The sequence below is a fragment of the Streptomyces sp. NPDC111802 genome (genome assembly GCF_055634335.1).
In genome coordinates, this window is sequence record NZ_JBVKCZ010000022.1 from 1 (window position 1) to 18,606 (window position 18,606).

17 protein-coding genes and 1 pseudogene are annotated in these 18,606 nt (G+C 70.6%); 13 read left to right on the forward strand and 5 right to left on the reverse strand.

All coding sequences use genetic code 11. The annotated features are described in order from the left end of the window. Positions 1–162: 162 nt before the first annotated feature. The 5 genes and pseudogenes from ACZ7NC_RS24155 to ACZ7NC_RS24175 all read left to right on the forward strand — a co-directional run. Positions 163–399, forward strand: a pseudogene (locus tag ACZ7NC_RS24155) ((2Fe-2S)-binding protein); the annotation flags it as partial. Positions 400–437: 38 nt separating this feature from the next. Then, entirely contained in the window at positions 438–1,589 is a 1,152-nt protein-coding gene (glgA, locus tag ACZ7NC_RS24160) for a glycogen synthase (RefSeq protein WP_471491124.1), read from the forward strand. Between the two features lie 51 nt (positions 1,590–1,640). Further along, positions 1,641–2,861, forward strand: coding sequence for a glucose-1-phosphate adenylyltransferase (gene glgC, locus ACZ7NC_RS24165; protein WP_471491125.1), 1,221 nt, complete (start codon positions 1,641–1,643; stop codon positions 2,859–2,861). Between the two features lie 318 nt (positions 2,862–3,179). Beyond that, entirely contained in the window at positions 3,180–4,517 is a 1,338-nt protein-coding gene (locus ACZ7NC_RS24170; RefSeq protein WP_471491127.1) for a wax ester/triacylglycerol synthase family O-acyltransferase, read from the forward strand. Between the two features lie 121 nt (positions 4,518–4,638). Beyond that, complete coding sequence (locus ACZ7NC_RS24175) at positions 4,639–6,159, forward strand: SDR family NAD(P)-dependent oxidoreductase (RefSeq protein WP_471491128.1); 1,521 nt, start codon at positions 4,639–4,641, stop codon at positions 6,157–6,159. Between the two features lie 84 nt (positions 6,160–6,243). Here ACZ7NC_RS24175 and ACZ7NC_RS24180 read toward each other — a convergent pair whose 3' ends face one another. After that, entirely contained in the window at positions 6,244–7,044 is an 801-nt protein-coding gene (locus tag ACZ7NC_RS24180) for an SDR family oxidoreductase (protein WP_471491130.1), read from the reverse strand. A 25-nt stretch (positions 7,045–7,069) separates the two neighbouring features. Further along, positions 7,070–7,519: a hypothetical protein gene (locus ACZ7NC_RS24185; protein WP_471491131.1), complete on the reverse strand. Its 450-nt coding sequence runs from the start codon at positions 7,517–7,519 to the stop codon at positions 7,070–7,072. A gap of 473 nt (positions 7,520–7,992) precedes the next feature. Here ACZ7NC_RS24185 and ACZ7NC_RS24190 point away from each other — a divergent pair, with 473 nt between their 5' ends. The 4 genes from ACZ7NC_RS24190 (at position 7,993) to ACZ7NC_RS24205 (ending at position 10,559) form a co-directional block, all read left to right on the forward strand. After that, on the forward strand, positions 7,993–8,166 hold the full coding sequence (locus ACZ7NC_RS24190; RefSeq protein ID WP_471491133.1) for a hypothetical protein: 174 nt from the start codon (positions 7,993–7,995) through the stop codon (positions 8,164–8,166). Positions 8,167–8,218: 52 nt separating this feature from the next. Then, positions 8,219–8,701 (forward strand): GNAT family N-acetyltransferase, encoded by a 483-nt coding sequence (locus ACZ7NC_RS24195; RefSeq protein ID WP_471491135.1) that lies wholly within the window; start codon positions 8,219–8,221, stop codon positions 8,699–8,701. Positions 8,702–8,785: 84 nt separating this feature from the next. Further along, a complete protein-coding gene (locus tag ACZ7NC_RS24200; RefSeq protein ID WP_471491137.1) occupies positions 8,786–9,364 on the forward strand; it encodes a TetR/AcrR family transcriptional regulator in 579 nt (192 codons plus the stop codon). A 16-nt stretch (positions 9,365–9,380) separates the two neighbouring features. Continuing rightward, the gene (locus tag ACZ7NC_RS24205; RefSeq protein ID WP_471491139.1) at positions 9,381–10,559 is read left to right on the forward strand and encodes a GDSL-type esterase/lipase family protein; all 1,179 of its coding nucleotides are present in this window, start codon (positions 9,381–9,383) and stop codon (positions 10,557–10,559) included. A 34-nt stretch (positions 10,560–10,593) separates the two neighbouring features. Here ACZ7NC_RS24205 and ACZ7NC_RS24210 read toward each other — a convergent pair whose 3' ends face one another. Both ACZ7NC_RS24210 and ACZ7NC_RS24215 read right to left on the reverse strand, forming a co-directional pair. Continuing rightward, complete coding sequence (locus tag ACZ7NC_RS24210; RefSeq protein WP_471491249.1) at positions 10,594–11,337, reverse strand: class I SAM-dependent methyltransferase; 744 nt, start codon at positions 11,335–11,337, stop codon at positions 10,594–10,596. 180 nt (positions 11,338–11,517) lie between these two features. Beyond that, positions 11,518–12,861 carry an amidase gene (locus ACZ7NC_RS24215; RefSeq protein ID WP_471491140.1) on the reverse strand — a complete coding sequence of 448 codons (1,344 nt, stop codon included), beginning with the start codon at positions 12,859–12,861 and terminating at the stop codon, positions 11,518–11,520. A gap of 184 nt (positions 12,862–13,045) precedes the next feature. Here ACZ7NC_RS24215 and ACZ7NC_RS24220 point away from each other — a divergent pair, with 184 nt between their 5' ends. Then, a complete protein-coding gene (locus ACZ7NC_RS24220; protein WP_471491142.1) occupies positions 13,046–14,167 on the forward strand; it encodes a serine hydrolase domain-containing protein in 1,122 nt (373 codons plus the stop codon). A gap of 85 nt (positions 14,168–14,252) precedes the next feature. Here ACZ7NC_RS24220 and ACZ7NC_RS24225 read toward each other — a convergent pair whose 3' ends face one another. Next, positions 14,253–15,299: a LacI family DNA-binding transcriptional regulator gene (locus ACZ7NC_RS24225; protein WP_471491144.1), complete on the reverse strand. Its 1,047-nt coding sequence runs from the start codon at positions 15,297–15,299 to the stop codon at positions 14,253–14,255. 208 nt (positions 15,300–15,507) lie between these two features. Here ACZ7NC_RS24225 and ACZ7NC_RS24230 point away from each other — a divergent pair, with 208 nt between their 5' ends. From ACZ7NC_RS24230 to ACZ7NC_RS24240, 3 genes are read left to right on the forward strand one after another with little or no spacing between them, the layout of a single operon-like run. Further along, positions 15,508–16,800, forward strand: a complete 1,293-nt coding sequence (locus ACZ7NC_RS24230; protein ID WP_471491146.1) for an ABC transporter substrate-binding protein — start codon at positions 15,508–15,510, stop codon at positions 16,798–16,800. 6 nt (positions 16,801–16,806) lie between these two features. Then, entirely contained in the window at positions 16,807–17,700 is an 894-nt protein-coding gene (locus ACZ7NC_RS24235) for a carbohydrate ABC transporter permease (protein WP_471491148.1), read from the forward strand. Continuing rightward, positions 17,697–18,605 carry a carbohydrate ABC transporter permease gene (locus ACZ7NC_RS24240; RefSeq protein ID WP_471491150.1) on the forward strand — a complete coding sequence of 303 codons (909 nt, stop codon included), beginning with the start codon at positions 17,697–17,699 and terminating at the stop codon, positions 18,603–18,605. Before ACZ7NC_RS24235 ends, ACZ7NC_RS24240 begins: the two co-directional genes overlap by 4 nt. Position 18,606: the final 1 nt, after the last annotated feature.

Consider the following 18,606-nt stretch of genomic DNA (forward strand, 5'->3'; position numbering starts at 1 on the left):
GGATCTTGTAGACCATCCCGTTGATGACCTGCCGGTCTTCCACACGCGGCCGGCCTGTCGCGGCCCGCGGTATCAGTGGAGCGAGTAACTGCCACTCCTGGTCAGTGAGTTCATGACGCCGTATCACCCCGCCATGATCCACCACTCGGTGATCTTTGAAGACGGACCCTAGACCGGTGGGCGCGCGCGGACGGCCGTACGGACGCCGCCGCCAGGGCCCGCGCCCTGACCACGGAGCTCTTCACCCACCCGCTGCTCGCCGGTACCGGCACCTTCACCGGAACCGCCTTCCGGCGCCGCAGCTGCTGCCTCTACTACCGTGTGCCGGGCGGCGGAGTGTGCGGTGACTGTTGCTTCACACGAGCCCCGCGCTCTTCCCCACGCGCCCCATCTGGGTGACCATGAAAGCAACCAGCCGCTGAGACAGGGGGTTCCGGGTGCGAGTGGGACTGCTGACCCGGGAGTACCCGCCGGACGTGTACGGCGGCGCGGGTGTCCATGTCGAGTTCCTCGCCCGGGAGTTGCGGGACCTCGTCGATCTGGAGGTCCACTGCTGGGGCGAGGGCCGCGCGGTCGGCGTGCTGCGCCATCGCCCCTGGTCCGCACTCGACACCGCCAACGACGCGCTGCGCACCTTCTCCGTGGACCTCGCCATGGCCGCCGGCCTCGAAGGCCGCGAACTCGTCCACTCCCACACCTGGTACGCCAACCTCGCCGGCCACCTCGGCAAGCTCCAGTACGGCATTCCGCATGTGATGACCGCCCACTCCCTGGAGCCGCTGCGCCCCTGGAAGGCCGAGCAACTCGGCGGCGGATACGCCCTGTCCAGCTGGGCCGAGCGCACCGCGATCGAGTCCGCCGACGCGGTGGTCGCCGTCTCCGGAGCCATGCGCGAGGACATCCTCGGCTGCTATCCGGCGCTGGACCCGGGCCGTGTCCACGTCGTGCACAACGGCATCGACACCACCCTCTACCGGCCCGACCACCGCACCGACGTCCTCGCCCGCTTCGGCCTCGACGGCGCCCGCCCGTACGTGCTGTTCGTCGGCCGTATCACCCGCCAGAAGGGCGTGCCCCATCTGCTGCGCGCGGTACGGGACATCGACCCCGCCGCGCAGGTCGTGCTGTGCGCGGGCGCCCCCGACACCCCCGAGATCGACCAGGAGTTCCGCGACCTCTACCAGGAGCTGAGCCGGGTCCGTGAGGGGGTGCACTGGATCCCGCAGATGCTTCCGCGCCCCGAGGTGATCCAACTCCTGACGCACGCCGCCGTGTTCGTCTGCCCTTCGGTGTACGAACCCCTCGGCATCGTCAACCTGGAGGCGATGGCCTGCGGAACTCCCGTGGTGGCCTCGCAGGTCGGCGGCATTCCCGAGGTCGTCGACGACGGCAAGACCGGTCTGCTCGTCCCGCTGGACGACGACTTCGAGGCGGGTCTCGCGCGGGCGCTGGACTCGGTGATCGGTGACCCGGAGACCGCCCGGCGGATGGGCGAGGCCGGACGTGAGCGCGCGGTGGGGGAGTTCGGCTGGGACGCGGTGGCGCGGCGGACGGTGCGGCTCTACCGGGAGATCCTCAAACAGGCTTAGTGCGCGCGACTGAGGGGCAGGCTGGGATCAACCACGGTGAGGGGAGCGGCCATGCGTCGTGGCGGACCTTCGGTGCTCGGAATCGTACTGGCGGGCGGAGAAGGCAAACGCCTGATGCCGCTGACCGCCGACCGCGCGAAACCAGCGGTCACCTTCGGCGGAACGTATCGCCTCGTGGACTTCGTCCTCTCCAACCTCGTCAACGGCGACATCCTGCGCATCTGCGTCCTCACGCAGTACAAGTCGCACTCCCTCGACCGGCACATCACCACGACCTGGCGCATGTCCAGCCTGCTCGGCAACTACGTCACCCCGGTCCCGGCCCAGCAGCGGCTCGGACCCCGCTGGTACCTGGGCAGCGCGGACGCGATCCTGCAGTCCCTGAACCTGATCCACGACGAACGGCCCGAGTACGTCGCGGTCTTCGGCGCCGACCACGTGTACCGCATGGACCCGAGCCAGATGCTCGCCCAGCACATCGAGAGCGGCGCGGGTGTCACGGTGGCGGGCATACGGGTGCCGCGCGTCGAGTCGTCGTCCTTCGGCGTGATCAGCCCCGGCTCGGACGGCCAGACGGTGGAGCGCTTCCTGGAGAAGCCGGCCGACCCGGCCGGTCTGCCGGACGACCCCGAGTGCGTCTTCGCCTCCATGGGCAACTACATCTTCACCACCAAGGCCCTCGTCGAGGCGCTCCAGCGGGACGCCGAGGACGAGAACTCCGTGCACGACATGGGCGGTTCGATCCTGCCGCAGCTCACCGACCGGGGCGAGGCCCACCTGTACGACTTCAGCGCCAACCACGTCCCCGGCGAGACCAGCCGCGACCAGGGCTACTGGCGGGACGTCGGCACGCTGGACGCGTACTACGACGCGCACATGGACCTGATCGCCGAGCGCCCGGCCTTCAACCTCTACAACCGCAGCTGGCCCATCTACACCCACTCCAACCAGCTCTCCCCGGCCCGGTTCAACGCGGGCGGCATCGCGAGCGAGTCGATCATCAGCGCCGGGTGCCTGATCCGCGGGCAGGTCACGCGGTCCGTGCTCTCGCCGGGTGTGGTGGTCGACCCGGGGGCGGTGGTGCAGGGAGCGGTGCTGCACGACAACGTGCGCATCGGGCGGGGCGCGGTGGTGAGGGGGGCCGTGCTCGACAAGAACGTCGACGTGCCGCCCGGCGCGACGATCGGCGTCAATCCGGAGCGGGACGCGGAGCTGTACACCGTCTCCAAGGGCGGAGTGATCGCGCTGGGTAAGGGGCAGCGCGTGTCGTAAGGGGCCGATGGACCACCCCGGTGTCCCAGGGGGCACCGGGGTGGTCGGTATGAGCATTTGTCATGAACCTGAACCAAGGGTGCGATACGGCTGCCGGCCGCGCGGGAGCCGATCCGTGACGCCTCCCGGGTGACACCCTCGGGATGCCCGGTGCCGCTACCCGTGGTGAAGTGACCTCATATGCACCATGAGTCCCGCCCCTTTCGCGAAGGGCGGGACTTAATCTGCTGTTAACTGAGCGTAGCTTGATCGTACTTGACTGTAATCGCCCGCGGGCGATTGACTTCTGGTCCACCCGTCGCCGACGCGAGGCAAGCCTTGACTTCTGACCTGCTCGCACCTCTCGACCTGGCGTTCTGGAACATCGAGTCCGCCGAACACCCCATGCACCTGGGCGCACTCGGTGTCTTCGCCACGCATTCGCCCACCGCGGGCGCCCACGCGGCCGACCTGCTCGCCGCGCGCGCCGCGGCCGTCCCCGGGCTGCGGATGCGCATCCGGGACGCATGGCAGCCGCGCGGCCTGCTCCAGCCGTTCTCCTTCGGTGGCGCCACCCGTGAGCCCGCTCCGGACTTCGACCCACTGGACCATGTCCGGTTGCACGCTCCGGCCGCCGACTTCCACGAGGCGGCGGGCCGGCTCATGGAGCGCCCGCTGGAGCGCGGCCGCCCGCCGTGGGAGGCACATGTGCTGCCGGGGGAGGACGGGCAGTCGTTCGCCGTGCTCTTCAAGTTCCACCACGCCCTGGCCGACGGACTGCGGGCACTGACGCTCGCCGCGGCCGTCCTGGACCCCATGGACATGCCCGCCCGCAAGCCCCGCCCCGAGGAGCCCTCGCGCAGTCGGCTGCCCGATGTGCGCAGGCTGCCGGGGCTGGTGCGCGGCGCTCTGTCCGACGTCGGCCGGGCCCTCGACATCGGCGCCTCCGTCGCCGTGTCGACCCTCGGGACGCGCTCGTCGTCCGCACTGACCGCAGAGCCCAGCGGCACCCGCCGTACCGCCGGAGTCGTCGTCGACATCGACGATGTGCACGTGATCCGCAAGGCCGTCGGCGGCACCGTCAACGACGTCCTCATCGCGGTCGTCGCCGGCGCCCTGCGCCGCTGGCTCGACGAGCGCGGTGACGGCAGCGAGGGCGTCGCGCCGCGCGCCCTGATCCCCGTCTCCAAGCGCCGCCCGCGCACCGCGCACCCGCAGGGCAACCGGCTCTCCGGCTACTTGATACGGCTCCCGGTCGACGACCCCGAGCCGCTGCGCCGCCTCGCCGCGGTCCGCACCGCCATGGACCGCAACAAGGACGCCGGCCCCAACCGGGGCGCGGGCGCCGTCGCCCTGCTCGCCGACCACGTGCCGGCGCTCGGCCACCGGTTCGGCGGACCGCTGGTCGGTGGGGCCGCCCGGCTCTGGTTCGACATCCTCGTCACCAGCGTGCCGCTGCCAGGCATCGCCCTGAAGCTCGGCGGCCACCCCGTCACCGAGGTCTACCCCTTCGCCCCGCTGGCGCGCGGCCAGTCGCTGGCGGTGGCGATCTCGACGTACCGCGGGCGCGTCCACTACGGACTCGTCGCCGACGCCGAGGCCGTACCGGACCTCGATCTGCTGGCCAGGGCCGTGTCCGAGGAGGTCGCGGAGCTGATCACCGCCTGCGGTCCCTGAGCCCCCGTTTCCCGGCCCGGTTCGCCGGATTTTGGAGGAGAGGCCCGGCGCTCCGTAGAATTCGGCGTTTGAAAGCGAGCGCGACCGGAGCGCCGCGGGTGATCAGGGAACGGCAGCGGCGATGACGGTGACAGAGGACGGCTCGGCGGCTACTCCGGCCGAGGTCGGGTACGAGCCCGGTGACGAGGTCATGTACGGCCCCGGCATCGACCCCGAGCGGCTGGCCGTCTGCCTCGGCGTGCTCGAGGAGCTCGACAAGCTGGAGGTCGACCACCCCGACGCGATCGCCGTGCGCCGGGCCACCGCGGGCGTCTACCGCACCGTGAAGCAGCGCCGCCGCCAGGAGCGCCGGGCCGCCAAGACGGCGCACGACAAGGCGGTCACGGAGTCCACGGCGACCGGCTCGGCGCAGCGCATCGACGACGAGACCGAGGGCCTGCTGCCCTCGTCGAGCACCGAGGAGGGCAGGATCGCGGGGATACTCCAGCGCCCGCGCTCCTGCTACACCTGCAAGACCCGGTACGTGGAAGTCGACTACTTCTACCACCAGCTCTGTCCCGACTGCGCCGCCCTGAACCGCACCAAGCGCGACGCCCGCGCCGACCTCGCCGGCAAGCGTGCCCTGCTCACCGGCGGCCGCGCCAAGATCGGCATGTACATCGCGCTGAGGCTGCTGCGCGACGGCGCGCACACCACGATCACCACGCGCTTCCCTAAGGACGCCATCCGCCGCTTCAAGGCCATGGACGACTCCGCGGACTGGATCCACCGCCTGGAGGTCGTCGGCATCGACCTGCGCGACCCGGCCCAGTCCGTCGCCCTCGCCGAGCAGGTCGCCGAGGCGGGCCCGCTCGACATCCTCGTCAACAACGCGACGCAGACCGTACGCCGGCTGCCGTCCGCCTACGCCGCGCTGGTCGAGGGCGAGAGCGCACCGCTGCCCGCCGGGGAACTCCCCGCCCACCATGTCATCGGCGCCTTCAACTCCGGCGCGGTCGACGGCCTCGCGGCGCTGCCCCTGGGCACCAGCGGCCTCGACGCCCAGAAGGTCGCCGACCTCGCCCTGGTCGCGGGCAACGCCAGCGTCGCGCGGCACCTGGACGGCACCGCCATCGACGCGGGCGGCCTGGTCCCCGACGTCGTCGACACCAACACCTGGGTGCAGACCATCGACCAGATCTCCCCGGTGGAGCTGCTGGAGACCCAGCTCTGCAACTACACCTCGCCCTTCATCCTGATCAGCGCGCTCCGCCCGGCCATGGCGGCGGCCGCGAGGAAGGCGGCGAGCGGGCGCGCGTACGTCGTGAACGTCTCGGCGATGGAAGGCGTCTTCGGCCGTGGCTACAAGGGCGCGGGGCACCCGAACACGAACGCCGCCAAGGCCGCGATGAACATGGTGACGCGGACCAGCGCGCAGGAGATGTTCCAGAGCGACGGCATCCTCATGACCTCCATCGACACCGGCTGGATCACGGATGAGCGACCGCACTACGACAAGCTGCGTCTGGCCGAGGCCGGGTTCCATGCGCCGCTGGATCTGGTGGACGGGGCGGCGCGGGTGTACGACCCGATCGTGCGGGGTGAGGCGGGGGAGGACGTGTACGGGGTCTTTCTGAAGGACTACGCGCCCGGTAAGTGGTAGGCGGGGCCGGTGGTGCGTCCGCGGGTCGGCCGTGACTGGCCGTGCCCACGCGGCGGAGCCGCACCTCGATACAGCCCCGCGCCCCTAGGCCGGCCGATGCACACGCAGGTGTTCGTGAACCGCTGACCCTGTGGCCGGTCCCGCGGCACGTACCCGCGTCCCTCCGTCCACCAGCAGGTCCGCTCCCGTCACCCACTGCGCCGCGTCCGACGCCAGCCACACCACCGCCCGTGCCACATCCTCCGGTTCGCCGATCCGCCCCAGCGGCAGTCCGGCGGCCACTTCGGTCTCGCCAGGCTCCCACACGAACCGTGCCATCTCGGTCCGGACAAGGCCGGGCGAGACGGAGTTGACCCGCACCTTCGGGGCCAGTTCGCCCGCGAGCTGCTGGGTCAGATGCACCAGGGCCGCCTTGCTGGTGCCGTAGGCCCCGACATTCGGGCCCACGTGCCCGGCGCCCTCCGTGCAGACGTTGACCACCGCGCCGCCGTGCTCGCGCATCCAGGCATGCCAGGCGCACCGCACGAGCCGCAGCGGAGCCTCGACGTTCACGGTGAACGCCTCGCGCCATGCCAGGGGATCGACGTCCATGAGGGGGCCGTACGGCAGGTTCGTCGCCGCGTTGTTCACGATCACGTCGATCCGGCCGAACTCGCGCAGGGTGAGGTCCACCACCGCCCGCAGATGATCAGGGTCGGTCACGCTGCCGGCCACCCCCGTACCGCCCAGCTCGGCAGCCGTCCGCCGCACCTCCCGCGCGTCCCGCGCGGTCACGCACACCCGCGCTCCGCAGGCGGTCAGTTGCCGGGCGACGGCGTGCCCGATGCCGCGTGTGGCGCCGGTGACTATGGCGGCCCTGCCCGTGAGACCGTACGGCGTCGTCATCGCCGTACGGTCTCATGACGGGTCGTCAGTTGACAGCCCCGAGCGGCGAGTGCCTGGACGCCACCAGCTCCAGTACCGCCCGCCAGTCCTCCAGGACCCCGGCGTCGAACTCCGCGCCGCGGCCCTCCTCGTCGGCCTGGTGCAGGCGCAGCAGGTCGTCGTCGGCGAAATCGCGGGCCCGGCAGTGGTCGCGGACGAGGCGGGAGACCCGGTCGCCGAGGAGGGGCCGTACCGCGTCGGCCGCGCAGTCGGAGTGGCGGGTCGCGTCGCCCGGCCACAGCAGCGGACCGATGGCATGAACGAGCCCCGCGACCTGGAGTTCCTTGTCGGCGGGGCGGGCCCGGCGCAGCAGTGCGGCCGTCTGCAGGGCGTGTTGGTGGAGATCGACTCGGGTGTTCCCGAGGCCCGGGGCGTCCCGGGTGCCCCGGCAGGCGTACAGCAGATCCATCAGCTCTTCGACACTGCGCAGCTCCATGCGTCAGTCCTCCCGCCGGACAAGCCGTTGCCGTACGTCAGCAGATCATGGCCGCCTTGCGAATCGGCCAACGGGACTTGAACTGCGCTGCGTCCTGTGGACTCGGGCCGGGCACCAGGGCGCTGTTGATCCGAACGGGTGATATGTAAACAGCGCATTACGTAAGAAAACTGGAGATAGCGCGCAGATGAAAACCGGTCGACTTCAGATAGTTACCGGTTGTTTGCAGCCCCATCGAGCGGGCACCCGCTCATTTGGTTAGTCTGTAGCGGACGGACAGCAATACAGGGTCCCAACCCACACCCATGGTCCGTCCCGGGACAAGCCGGTGCACAACGGCCTGCTCTCAAGCCAGTTACCGGCGCCACCGCGTCCGAGCCGACTTTGAGTAAGACCCGAGCGGGCGTCAGGTACCGGACCGCAGACTGGGCCGGCCCCGCCCCGAGGGTGATCCGACACAGAAGGAGTGCGCGGTGACACCTGAGAAGACGAATCGCGAACAGCGCCCCAAGGAACGCACGGAGCGCGCGGGCGGCCGGTCCAACGAGATCGGCAGTCTCGATGTGTGGGCCAGGTCCGCCCCCATCCGCCTGGCAGGTTACGAAGAGGACCTCGCCGAGCCCCACATCCTGCCCAGCGTGGACTGACAGGGCAGAATCTTCGCGATCGCCGACGCATGGGCGTGCGAGACTCACGCCCATGCTGATCAGAGAAGCCGCGGCCGACGACTGGCCGCGGATTTGGCCTTTCTGGCACCGGATCGTCGCCGCCGGCGAGACCTACGCATGGGATCCGGACACCTCTGAGGACGCCGCCAGGGCCCTGTGGATGAACCCGGCCAAACGCGTCCATGTCGTCGAGGACGAGTCCGGGGCCGTCGTCGCCTCCGCGTTCCTCACCCCCAACTACGGTGGCCCCGCCGCCCGTATCGCCAACTCCGGCTTCATGGTCGACCCCGATCACGGCGGCCGCGGCATCGGCCGTGCCCTCGCGGAGTACCTCCTGGCCGCGGCCAGGGCCGACGGATACCGGGGCATGGTGTTCAACGCCGTCGTCGAGACCAACCCGGCCGTCGCCCTGTGGACCTCTCTCGGCTTCACGATCCTCGGCACGGTTCCGGAGGCCTTCGACCATCCCCGGCACGGCCCGGTGGGGCTGCACATCATGTACCGAGCTCTGTAGGGGTTCGGCTTCACGTCCTTCCTGTTTGCCTAAAAGCTTTAGGTGATTGCATAATCGCTTCTGGCAAATGGGAGGAGGACGGTTGTGGCACGCGTAGGGCTGACCACGGAACGCCTGGTCCGGGCAGGTGCGGAGCTGGCCGACGAGGTCGGGTTCGAGCAGGTGACCGTGTCGGAGCTCGCCCGGCGGTTCGACGTCAAGGTCGCGAGCCTGTACTCGCATGTGAAGAGCTCCCAGGACCTCAAGACACGGATCACCCTGTTCGCGCTGGAGGAACTGGCCGACCGGGCCGCCGACGCCATCGCCGGGCGGGCCGGCAAGGACGCCCTGGTCGCCTTCGCGAACGTCTACCGCGACTACGAGCGCGAGCACCCCGGCCGCGCCGCCGCCGCGCGGATGCGGCTCGACCCCGAGACGGCGGCCGGCAGTGCCGGTGTCCGGCACGCACAGATGACCCGGGCGATCCTGCGCGGCTACGACCTCACGGAGCCGGACGCGACCCACGCCGTACGGCTGCTCGGCAGCGTCTTCCACGGCTACGCCAGCCTCGAATCGGCCGGCGGCTTCAGCTACAGCGCGCCCGACTCCGAGGAGACCTGGACCCGGATCCTGGACGCCCTCGACGCCCTGCTGCGCAACTGGCCCACCGAGCCCACCTCCTGATCGACAGGCCGAGGACATGGACACCGAGCACGACTGGATCACCACGCCCGTCACCGCGGACCTGCTGCGCGGTGCCCTCGACGTCGAGCGCACCGAGCACGGCGTGCTGCCGCACCGGCTGCCCGCCCGGGCGCGCGCCCAGAACACCGACGAGCAGCTGGCCATGGCCGAGTCACAGCCCTCCGGGGTACGGCTTGCCTTCCGGACCCGGGCCACCGCCGTCGAACTGGACACGCTGCCCACCAAGCGCAGCTACGTGGGCGCACCGCCCCGACCGGACGGCGTGTACGACCTGATCGTCGACGGCCGCCGTGCGGGACAGGGGAGTGTGACCGACGGCCACGTCGTGGTCGTCGACATGATGGCCGGGATCGCCGAGCACCGACCCGGCCGCCCCGGCACGGTCCGCTTCACCGGGCTGCCCGACGGCGACAAGGACGTCGAGATCTGGCTGCCGCACAACGAGACCACCGAACTGATCGCCCTGCGCACCGACGCCCCCGTCGAGCCCGCACGCGGAACGGGCCGCAAGGTGTGGCTGCACCACGGAAGTTCGATCAGCCACGGCTCCGACGCCGCCAGCCCCACCCGCATCTGGCCCGCACTCGCCGCGTCCCTCGGCGGCGTGGAACTGATCAACCTCGGCCTGGCCGGCAGTGCCCTGCTGGATCCGTTCACCGCGCGGACCCTGCGCGACACCCCCGCCGATCTCATCAGCGTCAAGATCGGTATCAACCTGGTCAACCTGGACCTGATGCGGCTGCGCGCCTTCGGCCCCGCGGTCCACGGCTTCCTCGACACCATCCGGGAAGGGCACGCGACGGCCCCGCTGCTGGTCGTGTCGCCCATCCTGTGCCCGATCCACGAGGACACGCCGGGCCCCTGCGCCCCGGACTTCAGTGGCCTCAGCGGTGGACGGCTGCGCTTCGTCGCCATGGGCGACCCGGCCGAACGCGCCGGCGGAAAGCTGACGTTGGGCGTCATCCGGGACGAGCTGTCCCGGATCGTGCGGCAGCGGGCGGCCGACGACCCGAACCTGCACTACCTCGACGGCCGCAACCTCTACGGCGAGGCCGACTCCGCCGAACTCCCGCTCCCCGACGACCTCCACCCGGACGCCGCCACCCACCGACGCATCGGCGAACGCTTCGCCCGGCTGGCTTTCAGTGCGGACGGGCCCTTCGCCATGGGCTGACGAAGGCGGCGGGCGGCTGCCGCCCGGCAGGGCGTCAGGCGCGGCAGCGCAGCATCTCCAGCGGAGGGTTGGCGAGCAGGTCCGCCCAGAATTCGGCACCGTATTCGCGCACGCCGGCCTCGGACACCTCCAGCGGGACCCAGGTCGGTTCGCTGAAGCCGGCCGCCCGCAGAGACTCTTCGTAGACCTCGCGGCGCGGGCTCGTGGCGACGAACGAGATCGGCGCCGGGTCGAGCAGCGCGGTGATGCGGAAGCGCGGCCCGGTCTCGATCTCCTCGCCCGTCGGCTCGCAGCGGAAGCCGTACCTGTCCAGGGGCGGTTCGCCCGGGCGGTAGTCGGGCTTCTGCGCGAGCACGAAGAACTCGCCGCCGGGCACCAGGCTGCGGTGCACGTTGCGGCACATCCGCTCCATGGCGGCGATGTCCTCGGAGTAGTTGAGCAGCTGGACCCCCGTGGCGATGTCGAACCGCCGCTCAAGAGGCGGCAGTTCGGACACATCGCCCACTTCGTAGCGCACACCCAGCGGATCGCGCTCCTCGAACTTCCGCGCCACGGCGACCATTTCACCGGAGATGTCGATGCCCAGCACCTCCGTGGCGCCGCGCCGTTTGAACTCCCTGCTGTAGAAACCGGTGCCGGAGGCCAGGTCGAGCACCGACTTGCCGCGTACGTCCCCGACCATGCGCAGGAAGCTGGGCACCTCCCCGTACCGCGCCAGCGGCAGGGCCTTGAAGCCCTCGAACGCCTCACCGATCTCGTCGTACTGCTGCACGCTCACCGTGGTGTCCTCCTTCGCGCTTCGCCATGTCATGGCTCGGCTCCCGTCGCCGGGACACGCCGCAGCCACTGATCGGCAGTCTCTCCAAACGCCGGCAGACCGCCGTACTGGCAGAAGCCACAAAGATCCGGACGCCCTCCCGGCGCCGCGTACGAACGAGTGCCAATGAGCGGGCAGGATCTAGTCCAACGGAGCCGTCCGCCGCCACGGACGCAGCGCCTCGATCCGCTCCGCGAGTGCCAGCAGCTCCGCCTCCGAGCCGGGGCGCCCGACCAGTTGTACGGCGGTGGGGGCGCCGGACGGAAGTGTGCCGAACGGGATCGCCATCGCGGGCCAGCCGGTGAGGTTCCACGGCGGGGTCAGCGGCGAGTAGTTGGTGTTGGCCATGATGTTGCGCAGCCAGCCCCGCTCGTGCCAGGGCTCGGCCCTGGGGGAGCGGCGCGCGAGGGCCGGGGTGAGCAGGATGTCGTACTCGGCGAAGAACGGCTCCAGACGCGTGCGCAGCCGCGCCCGGCTCTCGCCGGCCCGGACCCGGTCGACGAAGCGCCTGCCGACTGCGGCGTGGACCCGGGTGCGGCGGGTGAGCAGTCGCGGATCGAGGTTCCGCGCGTCCACGGCCGTGCCCGCCGTCCAGTGCGTGAGTGACGTGACGCCGAGCGACATCGGGTACGGCGGGTCGGCGCGCCGCACCTGGTGACCGGCCTTGATCAGCAGCCCCGCGGCCTCGCGAGCGGCGGTGGCGTACGGCTTGCTGATGGCGACGCCGGCGATCGGGCTGCGCAGGGACACGGCGATCCGGTACGTGGCCGCCGTGTCGGGGCGTACGACGTCGGTGTCGGCCAGGACCGACAGCATCAGGCGCGCGTCCTCGACCGTGGTGGCCAGGGGGCCGTTCTCCGACATGCCGAACCAGTCGCCGTCGCTGACACCGGCCGGGACCACGCCGGTGCCGGGCTTGATGGTGAGCAGGCCGCAGTTGGCCGCCGGAATGCGCAGTGAGCCCATGCCGTCGTTGCCCAGGGCGATCGGCACCATGCCCGCGGCGACCGCGGCCGCGCTGCCGCCCGACGAACCGCCCGCCGTGCGCGAGGTGTCCCACGGGTTGCGGGCGGTGCCGTGCACGCCCTCCGTGGTGCCGAAGACACACAGCTCCGGCACATTGGTCAGCCCGACGACCACCGCACCGGCCGCCCGCAGCCGGGCCACGGTGACATGGTCGTCGTCGGCCGGCGTGTCCAAGGTCGCCGCGGAGCCGATCCGCTTGGACTCGCCGCGCACGGCGAGGTTGTCCTTGACGGCCACCGGTACCCCCGCCAGGGGCAGTTCCCCCAGATCGGCACGCGAGCCCACCTCGTCCGCCTCGGCGAGCGCCGCCTCGGCCCGCACCGCCCTGAACGCGCCGACGCGGCCGTCGAGCCGCTCGATCCGGGCCAGGTGCTCGGCCACCACCTCCCGGGGCGTGGCCCGCTTCTCGCGTACGGCGGCGGCGATCTCGGCGGCGGTCCGACCGACCCAGCTGGTCACGGGCGCTCCTCAGAATTACTCGCGAGTATGTAGGAGAACTCTGCCGGGCTGCGGGCCCGGCGTCGAGAGGCTGCCGGGCCTGGATGTTCGGGACGGTCTTCTCGGACTTTTCACGACGTCACTTCTCGACTCGGCCCTGAAATTCGGTTGACCGGGAAGGGGCGGCACGGGCTGGATGGGGTACATGGCCGACATCCAGGGCTCGTACGACGACTTGTTCATCGCCGTCCCCAACGCGCTGGCCGACATGCTGGACGCGGGGGACGCGGGCGGCTCCGTCGCCGTCTTCGTGGACGGTGAGCCGGTCGTCGACGTCTGGGGCGGGTTCGCGGACGCCGACCGCAGCGTCCCGTGGGAGCGCGACACGATCGTCAACGTCTGGTCCGTGACCAAGACGATGACGGCGCTGTGCGCCCTGGTCCTCGCCGACCGCGGCGAACTCGACCCGGACGCACCGGTCTCCCGGTACTGGCCCGAGTTCGCCGCGGCGGGCAAGGAGAAGGTGCTCGTACGGCACCTGCTCGCGCACACCGCCGGACTGCCCGACTGGGACGGGCAGGTCGAGGACCTCTACGACTGGCCCTCCGCCACGGCCCGCCTTGCCGCACGGACCCCTCGATGGGAGCCGGGCACGGCGGCCGGATACCACTCACTCACCCAGGGATTCCTCGTCGGCGAGGTCGTGCGCCGGGTCTCCGGCCGCAGTGTGGGCGACTTCCTCGCCCAGGAGGTGACCGGGCCGCTGGGCGCCGACTTCCACATCGGGCTGGCCGCCGAGCACGACCACCGGGTCGCCCGCGCGATCCCGCCGGAGGGGCAGAGCGAGGACTACACGGCGAGCGCGCCCGGCAACCCCGAGGGCTCCGAGGCCGGGAACGGCGTACGCGTCCGGGACGGCAACAGCCTGGCCTGGCGCCGCGCACAGATCCCGGCGGCGAGCGGATTCGGCAACGCCCGCTCGGTCGCCCTGACGCAGTCGGTCCTGGCCTGCGGGGGAGAGGTGAACGGGGTACGGCTGCTGTCCCCGGCCGGCTGCGACCGCGCCTGGGAGGAGCAGTTCAACGGCGACGACCGCGTCCTGGGCATGCCCATGCGGTGGGGCCTGGGCTACGGCCTGTTCGGCACCACGTATGGCTGGGGCGGTTGGGGCGGATCCCTGGTGATGATCGAGCCCGAGAGCCGGATGGCGGTGGCGTACGTGACGCAGCAGATGCGCGACCCCACGCAGGACACCCGGGGGATGGAGATCGTGACGGCCGCCTACGAGGGGCTTCAGGGGCTGCGCGTCGACAGACCGTCGTCATGACGTTCCCCGAGCTCGGCGAATCGGGCTGTCTCCAGGGGCCGGCCGGGGTGCAGGAACGGCCGGCCGCGGTCCTGGGCCGTGATGGTCACGCGCCCCGTGCCACCCCCGTACTCCCACGCTCGACCAACCGCGGCACCGGCACCCGCACCGCCCGCGCGGCCCCTCCGTTCAGCAGGGCGGTCAGTTCATGGGCCGCGGTGCGGCCGAACTCCACGCTGTCGCGGGACAGCGCGGACAGCCACGGCTTGACCATGCGGCACAGCGCCGAGTCCTCCCAGGACACCACGGAGACGTCCGCCGGTACGGAGAAGCCGAGTTCGGTCGCGGCGGCGGCGCCGGCCACGGCCATCACGTCGTTGTCGTAGATCAGCGCGGTCGGCGGAGCCGGGTCCGCCAGCACCCGGCGGGTCACCGCCGCGCCCTCGGCGTCCGAGTAGTCGGTGGTCACCGACCTCACCTCGGTCAGAGAGCGCCGTCCGGCCTCCGCGCTCAGGGTGCGGATGCGGCGTTCCGTGTGGGCGAGCCCCGGCAGGCCGGCGATGTGCACGATCCGCCGATGGCCCAGGGCGTACAGGCCGTCCACCACGGACGCCATCGCGCCCGCGTCGTCCGCCCAGACGGTCGACAGGCCGGGATGCCGGTCGTCCGGCGCGCCGCCGATCACCACGGCGGGCAGGCCGAGTTCGTCGAGCAGGTCGGGGCGGGGGTCGTCGGTGCGCGGGTCGACGACCAGGACACCGTCCACGCGGTGCTCGGCCCACCAGCGGCGGTACACCGCGCACTCGTCGGCCACGTCCTCCACCACCTGGAACAGCAGCCCGAGATGGCGCTCCGCCAGCACCTCCTGGATGCCCGACACGAGTTGGAGGAAGAAGGAGTCCACCCCGAGGGTGTCCGCGGGACGTGCCAGTACGAAGCCGACCGTCGCCGCGCCCTCCCCGGACAGCGCGCGTGCCGCCGTACTCGGCCGCCAGCCCAGGTCCTCGGCGACCTGCCGCACCCGGTCACGGGTGTCCTCGGAGACGCCCGGCCGGCCGTTCAACGCGAAGGAGACCGCGCTCTGGGAGACCCCCGCGTGCCGCGCGATGTCCTTCATCGTCGGCCGACGGGCCGGTGACCGCTTGCCCGACATCGGGACCCCCCATTCCAGTGACACATTCCCGGAGCAGTATGCACTAATGCGGTTCAGTCCAGTGATCCTAATGCGGTTCAGCTGGGCGATCCTAATGCGCATTAGTCACTAAAGAAATTAGCTGCGCGAGAGCCATTGACGGGCCCGTGGACCGGCGTGCAGGGTCTGCCTCGTCGACCAACCCACCCGCAAAGGAGGCCGGTTCACGGTGCCACTGACCCGTAGAGCCCTCGCTGCCGCATTCGCCGTCTGTGTCGCGCTGCCGCTCAGCGCCTGCGGTTCGGGAGGCGGCGACAGCGGCACCGCCGACGCCTCCGGCAAGGTCGAGGGCGACATCACTTTCCAGACCTGGAATCTCCGCGCCAACTTCAAGGACTACTTCGAGGGCCTGATCGCCGCCTTCGAGAAGAAGTACCCCGGCACCGACGTCAAGTGGATCGACCAGCCCGCCGAGGGCTACGCCGACAAGATCAGCGCGGACGCGGCCGGCGGCACGCTCCCGGACGTCGTCAACGTCTCGCCCGACCTTCTCGCCCCGCTCGCCAAGGCGGGCCTCGCGCTCGACCTCGACAAGGCCGCCGGGAAGTACAGGAAGGAGTATCTGGAGGGGGCCTGGGCCAGCCATCGGATACCGGGCACGGAGGGCACGTACGCCTTCCCCTGGTACCTCAACACCGGCCCGCTCTTCTACAACAAGTCCCTCTTCAAGGAGGCCGGGCTCGACGCCGAGCAGCCGCCGAAGACGTACGACGAGGTCTTCGACGCGGCGCTGAAGATGGCCGAGAAGACCGACGGCAAGGTCGCCACCCTCGCCAACGTCCCCACCATCGAGGACTTCGGCCGCTACGGCGTCGAGCTGATGAACAAGGAGGGCACCGCCTTCTCCTTCAACGACGCCAAGGGGGTCGAACTCCTCAGCAAGTACAAGGAGTTGTACGACGCCAAGGCCCTCGACCCGCAGGCCCTCACCGCCACCCCGGAGTCGTCCGGCAAGAAGTTCCTCACCGGTGCCGTCGCCATGAACCCCGGCAGCGCGCTGGACCTCGGCAACTTCAAGAAGCAGGCGCCGAACCTGTACAAGAACATCGGCATCACCGACCAGATCACCAGCACCGGCCACGTCAACATGTACGTGATGGGGGTGATGGTGAACGCGCAGACCAAGCGCACGCCGGCCGCCGTCGCCTTCGCGCACTACGTCACCGACGCCGAGCACCAGATGTCGTTCGCCAAGCAGGTCGCCATCTTCCCCAGCACCGCCGGATCGCTCGACGACCCCTACTTCACCAAGGAGGACGGCACCGACGAGACACGGGTGCGGGTCGCCGCCGCCAAGTCGCTGAAGAACGCGGTCAACTACACGCCCGTGCTGTTCAGCGAGCAGATGAAGACCGAACTGCGCAACGAGGTCGCCAAGGCGTTGCAGGGCAAGGAGAGCCCCGAGCAGGCTCTTGACAACGCTGTCGAGGCCTGCAACCGGCTCCTTCAGCAGCAGGGATAGCGCGCGATGGCCAGCTCGACCGTCTCCCGGGTGCGGCGTCAGCTGCCCACCAGCCCTTGGCTGTTCGCCGCCCCGGGCCTGCTGATCACCGGCGCCTTCATCCTGTACCCGTTCGTCTCCACGCTGGTCAACGCCTTCACCGACCGCCGCACCCTGATCCCGGGCGAGTTCGTGGGCCTGGCCAACTTCCGCGAACTGCTCGGCGACGACATGTTCTGGATCGGCCTGCGCAACAGCACGCTGTACGTCGTCGGAGTCGTGCCCGCGCTCGTGATCCTGCCGCTGCTGCTCGCGCTGCTCGTGCGGAAGAACATCCCCGGCATCACCTTCTTCCGGTCCGCCTTCTACACCCCGGTCGTCGCCTCGATCGTGGTGGTCGGGCTGATCTGGGTCTGGCTGCTCGACGAGCGGGGACTTGTGAACTCGCTCCTGGAGTCGATCGGGGTCGGACGCGTCGGCTTCCTCAGCGACCAGTGGCTGCTCCTGCTGAGCGCCATGGCCGTGACCGTCTGGAAGGGCCTCGGCTACTACATGATCATTTACCTGGCCGCGCTCGCCAACGTGCCCCGCGAACTGCACGAGGCGGCGGCCGTGGACGGAGCCGGAGCGATCCGCCGTTTCCTCACGGTCACCGTGCCCGCCATCCGGTCCACCATGGTGCTGGTCGGCGCGCTCTCCTCGGTCGCCGCCTTCAAGGTGTTCTCCGAGGTGTATCTGATGGCCGGCCCGAGCGGCGGCCCGGCGGGCGAGGACACCACCCTCGTCATGCTCGTCCAGCGCACCGGAACCGGCCTGACCGGACGCGTCGGCTACGCCTCGGCGATCTCGGTCGTCGTCTTCGTCGTCACCGTCGCCCTGATGCTGCTCGTGCTGCGCGCCGACCGGAGGGACGAGTCATGAGCGTGCTGGAGAAGACCCGGCCCGCCGCTCAGCAGCCGGCCGTCGCCCGCGAACCCCGCGTCACCGACGAACACGGCCGCCGCGTCCGCGGCTGGGAACTCGCCCTGCGCTACCTGCTCCTGCTCGCGGTGCTGGCCCTCACCGTCGGCCCGTTCCTCTGGCAGCTGTCGACCTCGCTCAAGGGCCCCACCGAGGACATCTTCAGCTCGCCGCCGAAGTTCCTGCCGAGCGACCCGACGCTGCACAACTACGAGCGGGTCACCGACACCATCCCCGTCTGGGACTACGCCCTCAACTCGCTGAAGGTCGCCACCGCCAACGTCGTCACCAACTGCGTCGGCGCGGCACTCGCCGGCTACGCCCTCGCCCGGCTCCGCTACCGGGGCCGCCGCGTGGCCACGCTCGTCTTCGTCCTGGCGATGCTCGTGCCTGTGGAGGGCATCATCATCGCCCAGTTCACGACCATGCGGGAACTCGGCCTCAACAACACCCTCATCGGCGTCGTCCTGCCCGGCTGCGTCAGCGCCCTGAACGTCCTGCTGATGCGCAACGCCTTCCTCAATCTGCCGTACGAGATAGAGGAGGCCGCCTACGTCGACGGCGCCAACGTCTGGCAGCGGTTCCTGCGCATCGCGCTGCCGTCCGTGAAGGGCACTCTCGCAGTCGTCGCGATCTTCGCCTTCATGGGCGCCTGGGACGACTTCCTGTGGCCGCTGATCGTGCTGAGCGACCCGTCCAGGTTCACGCTGACCATCGGCCTCAACTATCTGCACGGCACCTTCGCGGGCGACGAACGCCTCGTCGCCGCGGGCACGGTCATCGCCGTGGCGCCGCTGATCGCCCTCTTCGCCTGTCTCCAGCGGTACTTCTTCCGCGGCGTGGGCGAGGGCGCCGTCAAGGGCTGAA